This is a genomic window from Shewanella xiamenensis, assembly GCF_014647135.1.
In the GTDB taxonomy this organism is placed as follows: Bacteria; Pseudomonadota; Gammaproteobacteria; order Enterobacterales; family Shewanellaceae; genus Shewanella; species Shewanella xiamenensis.
Window position 1 is genome coordinate 288,114 of the sequence record NZ_BMOP01000001.1, and the last position, 12,721, is coordinate 300,834.

9 protein-coding genes are annotated in these 12,721 nt (G+C 47.0%); 4 read left to right on the forward strand and 5 right to left on the reverse strand.

All coding sequences use genetic code 11. The features are described 5' to 3' along the window. Positions 1-178: 178 nt before the first annotated feature. Entirely contained in the window at positions 179-2,464 is a 2,286-nt protein-coding gene (locus IEY09_RS01205; RefSeq protein WP_188869510.1) for a nitric-oxide reductase large subunit, read from the reverse strand. Between the two features lie 619 nt (positions 2,465-3,083). On the opposite strand from IEY09_RS01205, the gene IEY09_RS01210 reads away from it, so the two are divergent. Then, positions 3,084-4,808, forward strand: a complete 1,725-nt coding sequence (locus tag IEY09_RS01210; protein ID WP_037421709.1) for a potassium/proton antiporter — start codon at positions 3,084-3,086, stop codon at positions 4,806-4,808. Between the two features lie 152 nt (positions 4,809-4,960). Here the strand turns inward: IEY09_RS01210 and IEY09_RS01215 are convergent, their stop codons facing one another. Continuing rightward, positions 4,961-5,887, reverse strand: a complete 927-nt coding sequence (locus IEY09_RS01215; RefSeq protein ID WP_037421862.1) for an LpxL/LpxP family Kdo(2)-lipid IV(A) lauroyl/palmitoleoyl acyltransferase — start codon at positions 5,885-5,887, stop codon at positions 4,961-4,963. 102 nt (positions 5,888-5,989) lie between these two features. On the opposite strand from IEY09_RS01215, the gene hldE reads away from it, so the two are divergent. The 3 genes from hldE (at position 5,990) to IEY09_RS01230 (ending at position 8,877) form a co-directional block, all read left to right on the forward strand. Further along, positions 5,990-7,420 carry a bifunctional D-glycero-beta-D-manno-heptose-7-phosphate kinase/D-glycero-beta-D-manno-heptose 1-phosphate adenylyltransferase HldE gene (gene hldE / locus IEY09_RS01220; RefSeq protein ID WP_188869512.1) on the forward strand — a complete coding sequence of 477 codons (1,431 nt, stop codon included), beginning with the start codon at positions 5,990-5,992 and terminating at the stop codon, positions 7,418-7,420. Further along, positions 7,417-8,244, forward strand: coding sequence for a hypothetical protein (locus IEY09_RS01225; protein WP_188869515.1), 828 nt, complete (start codon positions 7,417-7,419; stop codon positions 8,242-8,244). The genes hldE and IEY09_RS01225 overlap by 4 nt, the downstream gene beginning before the upstream one ends. Before the next feature lie 153 nt (positions 8,245-8,397). Continuing rightward, complete coding sequence (locus tag IEY09_RS01230; protein ID WP_037421701.1) at positions 8,398-8,877, forward strand: TetR family transcriptional regulator; 480 nt, start codon at positions 8,398-8,400, stop codon at positions 8,875-8,877. 78 nt (positions 8,878-8,955) lie between these two features. On the opposite strand, the gene IEY09_RS01235 is transcribed toward IEY09_RS01230, so the two are convergent. The 3 genes from IEY09_RS01235 to IEY09_RS01245 all read right to left on the reverse strand — a co-directional run bounded on the left by IEY09_RS01235 (position 8,956) and on the right by IEY09_RS01245 (position 12,524). Next, on the reverse strand, positions 8,956-9,345 hold the full coding sequence (locus IEY09_RS01235; protein WP_188869517.1) for a hypothetical protein: 390 nt from the start codon (positions 9,343-9,345) through the stop codon (positions 8,956-8,958). Positions 9,346-9,501: 156 nt separating this feature from the next. Beyond that, positions 9,502-10,986 (reverse strand): Re/Si-specific NAD(P)(+) transhydrogenase subunit beta, encoded by a 1,485-nt coding sequence (pntB, locus tag IEY09_RS01240; protein ID WP_037421695.1) that lies wholly within the window; start codon positions 10,984-10,986, stop codon positions 9,502-9,504. Positions 10,987-10,997: 11 nt separating this feature from the next. Then, a complete protein-coding gene (locus IEY09_RS01245; protein WP_037421693.1) occupies positions 10,998-12,524 on the reverse strand; it encodes a Re/Si-specific NAD(P)(+) transhydrogenase subunit alpha in 1,527 nt (508 codons plus the stop codon). Positions 12,525-12,721 lie beyond the last annotated feature (197 nt).

The window sequence follows — 12,721 nt, forward strand, 5'->3', positions numbered from 1 at the left end:
CAGCTAGATTACCCTGATTTATACCATTGATTGTTATATTGACACATGTAGTTTAAACACGACTAACAGCAAAATGCATACAGGAATGACTCACCGCAACGTAGCGCGTAATAGGTTAGGCAACCAAGGTGCCAGCAATGGCACCTTGGTATGGGACTAACCGTTATTTAGTCTCGTGTTAGTGGTCTGGTAGTAATTGCTCCCCTTGTAACTTTGCAGGTTTATTCAGGGCCTTTCTAATTAAGTCAAATAAGAAGGTGCCCATCAATAATCCGCCGATACTGAAGATGATATCCCCAAACATACGCATCCATACCAGTCTTTCAATCAGCGGACTATGAATGACCTCTGGCGAGCGGGCATACCAATAGCCGTGGTCGATGACTGCAAAAAACTGCGTAATCCCCACAGGTAATAGTGACATAAACACCATAGCCGCTAGGCCAATATTGAGGCTCCAGAAGGCGCCTTTGAGCATTTTGTCATTCCACTGCATATTGCCAGTTAGACCGCGCAGACAGAAAAGCATTAGCCCCATGCCGAGCATGCCATAAACCCCCATAAAGGCGGCGTGACCGTGGGTGGCAGTGGTATTTAAGCCTTGAATGTAATAGAGCGAGATTGGCGGGTTGATTAAGAAGCCCAGCATACCGGCACCGACCAAGTTCCAAAACGCGGTAGCCACAAAGAACATAATCGCCCAGTGATAACGCTGCATCCATGGACTGGCTTTACGCAAGCGGTAGGTTTCCATTGCTTCAAAACCTATGATGGCTAAAGGCACCACTTCTAAGGCCGAGAAAATTGCGCCCCAGGCGATAACCGAGGTTGGTGTGCCAGTAAAATAGAGGTGGTGTAAAGTGCCGATTAAACCACCGGTTAAGAAGATTACCGTTGTAAACAAGACCGCACCGTTGGCGCTACGGCCACGGATTAAGCCCAAACGTACCAGCATTAAGGCGATAACGGCAGTCGCAAAGGTTTCGAAGAAGCCCTCAACCCACAGATGTACTACCCACCAACGCCAGTATTCTGCAATCGCTAAGTTGGAGTGTTTGCCCATAAAGAGGCCGGCGCCATAGAACAAACCAATTGCGACGCAGGAGGCATAGAGTACCCAAATAACAGGGCGCATCTCGCCTTGAACTTTGAGGGCGGGTTTGATGGCGGCGGTGACGAGGGCGAGCCAAATCAGTAATCCAACGAGGAGTAAGATTTGCCATACTCGACCAAGATCTATGTATTCATATCCTTGATGACCAAAGAGAAAGTTCATATCGAGGTCAAAATACTGTTGCACCCCAATCCATTCGCCCGCCATTGAACCGAGCACAACCACCACTAAGGCTACCCAGAGTACGTTAACGCCTATTCGTTGATATTTGGGTTCATGGCCCGATAACGCAGGAGCAATATACAGCCCTGTACCTAACCAAGCCGTGGCGATCCAAAATACGGCTAATTGGGTGTGCCAAGTACGCGTTACTGAATAGGGGAGTATTTCCGCAATAGGTAAACCATAAAACTCTTGGCCTTCTACCGCATAGTGAGCGGTAATGCCTCCGAGTAAAATTTGCAGTAAAAAGAGGCCTATCGCCGTAATGAAGTATTTGCCGACGGCTTTTTGTGAAGCGGTTGGTTTAGTGAAAAACAGCGGGTCTTGTTCCGACGGCTTAGGCAGACTTTCGTGCTTACCGCTGGCATGGTGCCATAGCAATCCACCAATACCCGCTATCAGGGTCACGATACTGAGTATCGACCAGACAATATTATCCGAGGTGGGAGTATTGCCTAATTGAGGATCGAACGGCCAGTTATTGGTGTATGTATAGGGGGCATCGGGGCGTTCTGTGATGGCAGCCCAAGCACCCCAAAACAGGAACGCATTAAGTTGTTCTCGGCGTGTAACATCGGGCACTGTGCCCTCTTTCATGGCGTATTGTTCGCGTAGTGAACTGAGTTTAGGGTCATCACCAAACAATGATAAATAGTGTTGATTAACCGTGCGAATTGCTTCTACCCGTGTGGTCGATAGCCTAATAAGCTGAGTGCCATCGATCTGTTGTTCAACACTGTTATGGCGTAAATCATCCCTTAATGCTTGTTCAAGCCCCGCTTTTTCTTGGGAACCTAGTTGTTCGAAAGGCGTTTGATATTGTTGCTTGGCGCGCAGGTCGAGCCAAGCTTGGGCTTCTCTGTGTAACCAGTCTGCGGTCCAATCGGGGGCGACATAGGAGCCATGTCCCCAAATCGAACCGAGTTGATGGCCGCCCATTGAGCGCCATACTAATTGACCTTGTTCTATATCATGTTCACTAAAGATAACTTGGCCATTCACATCGACAAATGCACTGGGAATGGGTGGTTTTTCTCGAAAAATTTCACTGCCTACGCTCAGTAGTACAGTAAATGAGGCAATCAACACTAATAATAGTGCGATAGCGGTGAGTTTTTGTTTGCTCATAAATCCCCTTAATCCAACGTCATTTTGATACCTGTAATTTGCTATTGCGCAATATGTGCCAAGTATTTTTGTTATTGAAAATAAAGGAAAAAAATTAATTTAAATTCTTAGCAGTGTCTTTTTGATAGCAATAAAGGTTGTCACAATGACATTAGTTGTCTTTATGACAGTCATTGGTGGGCCAATGTTGATAACACAATGAACTATTCAATTTAATGTGCTCTTTCAAGGTATTGCGGCGATAAATATAGTTAGGTGTGTGTTTTTATCAATATGGTGTTTTTTTAGATGGTTACCGATATTTTTTTGATTAAAAATGGAAAGTTTGTGTCGGATTTATTTTTTAAAGAACTTGATAAATATAAGCTTTATTTTGTTTATGCTTATGGCTTGATGTTCAGGTTGTATTTGTCTTTTTATGTGTTTTTATCTGAAAATTAGCCTAAAGTTACTGTTGATGATTATTTTAGTGTAGATGATTGAAATTTAATATTTAAAACTCCAATAATCTGCATTTTTTATGCTAGTATAGAAACACTGAAATTTTTAATTGAGTCATTTTTAATCTAGGTGTTTTTGCTATCGTTTAGCTGAGCCAGCAGCATTTAAGGAGGCATGTGTGGATGCAGATTCCATCAATAGTTTTTTTCTGATCGGTGCCTTACTTACTGCCGTGAGTGTTTTGCTTAGTCCCATGTCATCCCGTCTTGGGATTCCTATCTTATTAATTTTCCTCGCCGTAGGTATTCTTGCTGGTGAAGATGGTCCCGGCGGTATTCTCTTCGATGATTATTCAACCGCTTATCTTGTCAGTAACTTAGCCTTAGCCATTATTTTGCTCGATGGCGGTATGCGCACTCGGGTCGCGAGCTTCAGGGTCGCACTGTGGCCTGCGTTATCCTTGGCAACCTTTGGGGTGGCGATCACCACCAGTATCACAGGCATTATGGCTGCGTGGCTATTTGACTTACATTGGCTACAAGGTTTGCTTGTGGGAGCGATTGTCGGCTCTACCGATGCGGCGGCGGTATTCTCACTGTTAAAGGGACGCAGCCTTAATGAGCGGGTTGGAGCAACGCTGGAAATCGAATCGGGTAGTAACGACCCTATGGCGGTATTTTTAACTGTCACCTTGATTGCCATTCTCGGCAATGTCGATGCCGAGCTCTCTGCAAGCTTTATGCTGATTAGCTTTATTAAACAATTTGGGCTGGGAATTTTATTAGGCTTGGGTGGTGGCTGGCTGCTATGGAAATTGGTGAACTTAAGTCAACTCGCTGAAGGTCTATATTCGATTCTCGTGCTCAGTGGCGGCCTTATTATTTACGCTGCATCGAACAAGCTAGGTGGCAGTGGCATTCTTTCGATTTACTTAGTTGGCCTATTCCTCGGTAATAAGCCAACTCGTGGACGTCATGCGATATTAAACGTATTGGATGGAATGACTTGGGTGAGTCAAATCGGCATGTTTCTCGTCTTGGGACTACTCCTAACCCCCTCGGATCTATTAGATATTTGGCTGCCGGGCTTAGCACTGGCCTTTGGGATGATCCTGTTTGCCAGACCTTTAGCGGTATGGCTAAGTTTGCTGCCCTTTAAGAGTTTTAGCAGCCGTGACCGCTGGTTTATCTCTTGGGTCGGGCTTCGTGGCGCCGTGCCGATTATTTTAGCGGTATTCCCAATGATGGCCGGGCTTCCTGGGGCTCAATTGTATTTTAACTTGGCCTTTTTTGTGGTGTTAGTCTCTCTGCTAGTCCAAGGGGCGTCACTCACTACGGCTGCACGCTTAGCAAAGGTAGAATTGCCCCCAAAGCCTTTGCCCGTTTCGCGTTCGGGGGTTGAAATTTACCCGAGCAGCGAATGGGAAGTGTTTGTCTATCGTTTGAGTGAAAGTAAGTGGTGTATTGGTGAACCGCTAAAACGCTTAGCAATGCCCGATGGTACTCGCATTGCGGCAGTATTTCGCAATAATAGGTTATTGCATCCTTCGGGCAGTACGTGCTTAGAGGCGGGTGATATTCTGTGCGTACTCGGGCAGGAAAAGAGCCTTGAAGCATTGAGTAACCTCTTTAGCCAAGCCCCTGAAACCAAGGAGGTTCCACGTTTCTTTGGTGACTTCTTTATCGATACCGAGGTTAAATTGGCGGATCTTGCACCTATCTATGGCTTAACATTAGACGATGAAACCGGCGGCATGACTGTAGCTGATTTAGTTGCTTTAGAGCTAGGTGCGCATCCAGTACTTGGGGACCAGTTTCAATGGCAATCACTCCATTGGGTCGTTGCGGGACTCTATGAAGGCAAAGTCACCAATGTGGGTATTCGCTTACCGGCGGAGGCTTAATCTGGTTTAAGTGTTGTGCTTAACTACCATGTTTAAGCGCTTAGAGCCCTACAAGATGCCTTAGGCAGAAAGATATAAACAAAATGCCAAGCGATTGCTTGGCATTTTGTATTCTCTTTTAAGCGATTATCTCGATGTGATTAAGCAAAAGCTTACTTATATAAGGACTTATCCGTTGGATCCGGGCGCGTCTTAAAGCGGCGATGGAGCCACATATATTGAGCACGATTTTTATCGATAATCTGTTCAATAATTTTGTTACCACGGATGGCATCGGCGACTTCGTCTTCACCTGGGAAATTATCTAATGGAGGCATGATTTCAATCCGGTAGCCTGTATCTCCTTCTGTGCGTTCAACAAAGAAGGGTAATACCTTGGCCTTACCTAACTTTGCCAGCGTGGTTGCGCCAGTAATAGTGGCGGCATCGGGCACGGCATAAAACGGAATAAACACAGCACTAGAGCGGCCAAAGTCTTGGTCAGCGGTATACCAAATCACATCGGGGTTACGTAAACAGCGTACCATTTGGCGTAGATCGCGTTTCGGCACTAAGGCTTTATTCGAACGTAATCGACCTTTCACTTGCAGGTATTCCATCACGGGATTGTTATGTGGGCGGTACACCCCAACACCGGGTTGGAATTGACCAAAAATACGTGCGCCCATTTCCAGTGGTAAGCAGTGCACTGCAAACAGAATCACCCCATGGCCAGCATTCAAGGTGTCTTGAACGTATTCTTTGCCGGTTATCTGCATATGTTGTTGGATTTTTTCATCGGACCACCACCAGGCATTGATGGTATCGAAAATCGCTTTACCCGTTTCTTCAAAGTTACGGGTGAGGAGCGCTTCTCGCTCGGCCTCTGGCATATCCGGGAAGCAGAGGGTTAAATTTCGGCGCGCGGTATGGGTTCTACTGGCCGCAAGTGCCTTGACTAATCGGCCCATGCCTTTGCCTAATTTCATCTGCCATGATAGAGGCAACACTTGGGTAATCCGCATCACTAACACCCCAAACCACATGGGCCAGTGTTTCGGATGATATAAAGATGATGAAAACTCAGCTTTCTCGACCACAAAAATACTCACTACTTTTGAAAATTACTGCTTATTCTAACTCATCTTTTGCTGAAAATTAGGTACAATCACGGTTTAATTTCTGCAACTGATAAGAGCGCTATGAAGGTTTCTCTGCCAGCATTTGAAAAAGCCAAAGTATTAGTCGTCGGTGATGTGATGTTAGATCGCTACTGGGTTGGGCCTACGGGACGTATTTCCCCCGAGGCGCCAGTGCCCGTGGTGAAAATTAATCAAGTCGAAGATAGACCGGGCGGCGCGGCAAACGTGGCGCTAAATATCGCGACCTTAGGTGGCCAAGTGCAATTGGCGGGCTTAGTCGGTGAGGATGATACGGCTAAGGCGTTAACGCTTGGCGTACAAGCACTTGGGGTTGAACCACAATGGTTGAAAATTACCGATAAACCGACCATTACCAAGCTTAGAGTTTTATCGCGCAATCAACAGCTTATTCGCCTCGACTTTGAAGAGTCCTTCGATAAGCAGGACAGTGCGCGCTTACTTAAGCAGTCTGAGGCTTTACTCGATTCGGTCGATGTGGTCGTGCTATCTGATTATGCGAAGGGTGCCATTGATAATCCTCGTGATTTTATCGCGCTCGCCCGTTCCAAAGGCGTAAAAGTACTGGTTGACCCTAAGGGTTCCGATTTTAGCCGTTATCATGGCGCCTCGCTCATCACACCGAATATGAGTGAATTTGAGACCGTGGTTGGCGCGGTAACCTCTGAAGCAGATCTACTCGAAAAGGCTCGCGGATTACTGAACAAGTACCAGTTCGACGCTATCTTAGTCACTCGCTCTGAAAAAGGTATGACCTTAGTGACGGCCAATGCCCCTGAATTACACATCCCAACAGTCGCCCGTGAGGTGTATGACGTAACGGGTGCTGGCGATACTGTGATTTCAGCTTTAGCGACGTCTCTAGCCGCGGGTGCTGAGTTACCGCAGGCCTGTGCGATTGCCAATACTGCCGCTGGCGTTGTGGTGGGTAAACTGGGTACTTCTACGGTTTCTCGTATTGAGTTGATTGAGGCCCTAGCACTGCATCACGGTGAGTCAGGTTTTGGGGTGGTGAGTGAAGATCAACTTGCTTACGCTCTAGAACAAGCTAAATTACGTGGTGAACGAGTGGTGATGACCAACGGTTGCTTCGATATTCTGCACGCGGGGCACGTCAGTTACCTCAAGCAAGCCAAAGCCTTAGGCGACAGATTGATCGTGGCAGTGAATGACGATGCCTCAGTCAAACGCTTAAAAGGCGAAGGTCGCCCAGTTAATCAAGTGGATAGACGTATGGCGGTGTTGGCAGGATTAGCCGCCGTCGATTGGGTGGTGCCTTTTAGTGAAGATACACCACAACGGATCATCGCCAGATTACTACCGGATCTTTTAGTGAAAGGTGGTGATTATAAGGTTGAAGATATTGCGGGTGGCGCCGAGGTCATTGCTGCGGGCGGCCAAGTGCAAGTGTTGGGATTTGAAGACGGTATCTCTACTACGGCAATTATCCAAAATATCATGGCAAAACAGTGAGTTTAATTGCACTGACTCTGATATCAAGCTTAACTTGGGTGCCTATTGCCGATAAGCAGGCGTTACTTTGTCCTTTAGCGCAATTGAGTCAGTGTCTGGCAACATTTCCACCTCAGGTTCGTGAACAGCTCCCACACAGCGAGGCTCAGTTTAAAACAGAGCTTGGGCTTCGCAGTGCCATGGTATTACCTGTTGAAGATAGTCATTTCTCCGGCCTAATACTCGTCAATGAGCAAGAAACACCAGAGATCCAACTGGCCAATATTGATGGTATTACCTACCAATTAGATCTAAAAGAACAAGCACAATTAACCCTTTGGCATGAACTAGGCCACCTTGAAAACTTGGCGTTGCAGGGGAGTTTATTACCTAAGGAATTAACACCTTATCAGCATGAATGGTTAGCGGATCTGTATCTCATCTGGTGTATTGCCAATGCTAAAGGCAATTTTGATTTAGCTTGGCAGCAGTATCATCGGCGCAACCTAGCGGCGCTTACAAGTTCGCAATATATGTCACACTGGACGACACCAATGATGATACAGGTGTTAAATAAATATCAGGTCACTCAAATCGTTCAATATACTCACTATCGTGATTTTGTAGCCGATTTTTATCCTCAAATGGTACAAATTGAACCGCAGGTTTTGCGTGAATATTCGAGTTTAATACAACGAACTTTTAGTGATACCGTGCTACAACCCCTGCCAGAATACCTGTTTTGGCGTAAATCCGATCTTGGGCGTTATTTAACGCCTACCCTAACATTGTTAATGGGGGAACAAAAAGCACACGACTGGTTAGTACAAAATTCAATGTTATAAATATGTAAATAAAAGCGATGAAATCCTCCGTTTAAAACTGAACCCTAGCTGAACAAAAGTGAAATACACTTGTTTCACGTTTTTAAACAGCAGTAATCCCTGAAAGGCTTTGGTAAGCTCTATCCCACAAAAAGAACAGTGGGAGACTTTATTATGGCTAAGCGCTCGCGAGTACAGACTGAGCAAACCATCAATCAGATTATGGATGAAGCGTTAAGACAAATTTTGACTATTGGCTTTGAGACTATGTCTTATACCACGTTATCTGAAGCAACGGGGATTAGCCGCACAGGTATTAGTCACCACTTTCCGCGGAAGAACGACTTTTTAATTCGCTTAGACAGCCGTATTGGCAATCTTTTTGTTGCTGCGCTCGACTTCTCTAGCCAAGAAGCGCTAGAAACCTCTTGGATGCAAGCGATGCAAGAAGAGCATTACCGCGCAGTGTTAAGATTATTCTTCAGCCTCTGCGGCGGCACCAATAATGAAATCACTCTGTTTAGAGCGGTAAGCACTGCACGTCAGCAAGCCATTGCAGAATTAGGATTGGTTGGCGATCGTACCATCAACCATTTACTCGGCCGTACAGCTGTGATGTTGTTATCTAATTTTGATATTGCTAAAGCAGCATAATCAAAAATGTATCGCCATCAAAAGGAGCCTTGTGGCTCCTTTTGGCTTTTAGGGGCGAGACTTTTAGCTTTTAAGGGATTAGTTGAGGAGCGAAGGGGAAGCCGTATCCGCTAGCTTTAGTTTTTGCTGGGTAAGGTAAACGCCAATCGCCATAAAGGTAAGGGCGGCAGCAATGAGTGCGCAGAGTGCATGATGGAATACCAAATGACTGATTAAAAAGGCCGGAATATCCTCTAGGCTATCGATCAGGAACAGTTTTACGATAAGGCCGAGATACAGCAGCAGATGTAATATCGCCCCACTGATAAAAAGCCGTCTAAACTTTTTGACCAGTAGGTCTGCAAGATTAATGTGGTAAAAACGGCAAAAAAGATAACCCCCAACGCCGATACCAATTGATATCCAACCCAGTCCTAATAACGACGTTTTGATTAATATTGCCGACAGCATAAATAATCCAAGCAGCATGATATCTCCTTTTACCTGAAGCGATAAACTGCGAAGAGACTAGCTGAGCAGGCTTAAAAGTATGTGAAGCCTAGCGCAATAAAACCCTCTAAAAAAGCAAAGGGAGCCAACGGCTCCCTTTGAGTTTTGTATCGAGTGATTCAGTGCTTAAACGGATTACAGCGCTTTTAAAATCGCTTCAACACTGGCCTTAGCATCGCCGAACAACATTTGGGTATTGTCTTTGAAGAACAGAGGGTTTTGTACACCCGCATAACCCGTATTCATTGAGCGCTTAAAACCAATCACGTTTTGCGCTTTCCACACTTCGAGCACTGGCATGCCCGCAATTGGGCTGCCCGGATCTTCCATCGCCGCAGGGTTGACTGTGTCGTTCGCGCCAATCACCAGCACGACATCGGTATCGCTAAAGTCTTCGTTGATTTCGTCCATTTCAAGCACGATATCGTAGGGAACTTTAGCTTCAGCCAACAGTACGTTCATATGGCCAGGTAAACGACCCGCTACCGGATGAATACCAAAGCGTACTTTTACGCCGCGGTCACGCAGTTTTTGGGTGATTTCAGCCACTGGATATTGCGCCTGTGCCACTGCCATACCATAGCCAGGGGTGATGATAACGGAAGAGGCATTTTTCAGCATATCCGCCACATCTTCGGCGTTGGTTTCGCGGTATTCGCCCATTTCTTCATCACCAGAGGAGGCCACACCATCGGTACCAAATCCACCTGCGATAACAGAGATAAACGAGCGGTTCATCGCCTTACACATGATGTAAGACAGAATCGCACCCGATGAACCCACGAGCGCACCTGTTACTATCAGCAGATCGTTTGACAGCATAAAGCCCGCCGCCGCTGCCGCCCAACCTGAGTAGGAGTTCAGCATTGAGACCACAACCGGCATATCTGCACCACCGATAGAAGCCACTAAGTGCCAGCCAAAGGCGAAGGCGATAAGTGTCATCAACAGTAGAGCTGGCATAGTGCCACCGGTTTGCACGAAGTACACTAACAGGCCAAGTGATACCAATACCGCAGCGAGGTTTAGCTTATGGCGATGTGGCAACATCAACGGTTTAGATGAAATTAATCCGCGTAATTTACCAAAAGCGACGATAGAACCGGTAAAGGTTACCGCGCCAATAAAGATCCCGAGGAAGACTTCCACTAAGTGAATGTTGAGCATAGCGCCAGTCATATGCGCGTTTTCAGCCGCTTTTGCCGCTTCGCTTAGCGCATTCTGCACGGCTGCGAGAGTGGAATTCATATCCCCGCCCACGGCCACAACCACTTGTGATACTTGTTCTGGATGTAAGTCGATAAAGCTGTTAAAGCCCACTAACACTGCGGCCATACCCACAAAACTGTGGAGCACCGCGACGAGTTCAGGCATTTCCGTCATTTCGACTTTAAGTGCTAAACGCACGCCGATAGCACCACCAATCACCATGGCGACAATAATCCACGCGACACCGCTGGTGTCTGGATTAAAAATGGTCGCCAGTAGGGCGATAGCCATACCTGTGATACCAAATAAATTGCCGTGTTTGGCCGTTTCTTGTTTCGACAATCCAGCGAGACTGAAGATAAAGAGCACGGCGGCAATGATGTAAGCTGCTGTTACCAGTCCTTGAGACACGTTATACCCCCTTAATCCTTACGGAACATCTTCAGCATGCGCTGAGTGACGGTAAAACCGCCGAAGATGTTAATACTGGCGATCAGCACGGCGATAAACGCCAACACAGTGACCAAGGTTGAACCTTGACCTATTTGCAGCAAGGCGCCGACCACGATAATGCCTGAAATTGCGTTAGTCACTGACATCAAAGGCGTATGCAGTGAGTGGGACACGTTCCACACCACGTAATAGCCCACCACGCAGGACAGAATAAATACCGTAAAGTGGGATAAAAACTCGGCTGGCGCGACGGAGGCCACTGCGGCAAACCCCGCAGCACCCAAGGCGGCGAGAATATACTTGAGTTTTGAAGGCGCTTTGGCTTGAGCAGATTTCACTTCCACCTTAGCGGTAGGTTTCGCAGGGGCAGCTGACACCGAAATAGGTGGTGGCGGGAAGGTGACTTCGCCTTCTTTCACGACTGTCATGTTGCGCATGACCACATCATCGAAGCTGATGCTGGCAATACCGTTTTTCTCTTTACACATTAACTTCATCAGGTTGACTAAGTTAGTGCCGTAAAGCTGAGACGATTGTGCAGGCAAGCGGCCTGGAAGATCGGTAAAGCCGATGACTTTTACACCATTCTCAGTGACAAAGAGTTCGCCAGGCTGGGTGTATTCACAGTTACCGCCCGCTTGTGCTGCCATATCGACAATCACAGAGCCGCTCTTCATGCTGTCGACCATGGCTTTGGTGATGAGCTTAGGTGCAGGACGGCCTGGGATCAGCGCAGTGGTAATGATGATATCGACTTCTTTGGCTTGCTCGGCAAATAGCGCCATTTCGGCAGCGATAAACTCGTCCGACATGGTTTTAGCGTAACCGTCCGATGAGCTGCCATCTTCATTGGTGAAGTCCAGCTTAAGGAACTGGCCACCCATGGATTCGATTTGTTCGGCCACTTCTAAACGCGTGTCGAAGGCGCGAACGATTGCCCCTAAAGAACCTGCGGTACCAATGGCTGCAAGGCCTGCCACACCGGCACCAATCACCAGCACTTTGGCCGGAGGGACTTTACCTGCGGCGGTAATTTGTCCGGTAAAGAAACGGCCAAAGTGGTGCGCGGCTTCAACTACGGCGCGATAACCGCCGATATTTGCCATAGAAGAGAGAGCATCGAGGGATTGGGCACGGGAAATACGTGGCACCATGTCCATCGCCATCACATTGATGTTGCGTTTAGACAGTTTCTCGACCAACTCAGCATTTTGAGCGGGCCAGATGAAGCTGATTAAGGTCGCGCCTTCTTTAATTTGCGCAATTTCAGCATCGGTCGGTGCATTGACTTTAAAAATCAGATCCGCTTGCCAAACCTCTGTCGTGATCTTCGCACCAGCTGCTTCAAAAGCGGCATCGTCAAAGCTAGACAGTAAGCCAGCATTGGCCTCAACAACAACTTCAAAGCCGAGCTTTTTAAGCTGTTCGACGGTGGCTGGAGTCGCGGCGACCCGAGTTTCACCGACGAGACTCTCTCTCGGTATTCCAATCTGCATGATTACTCCCTGATGGTTTATATAATCGTTCCGCCTGAGTGCTTCCCTTGAGCTAAACCTAGGTAGGGCTAGGCCGCGATAAGAATGAACTCGTCTATTCAATTGTGGCAGTTAGTTAGCGCATTCAAACTTGGTATAAAATTTGTTTTTTAAAACAAACTTCTTAGCGAGCAACAAAAGGTACTGTACTGCAGGCT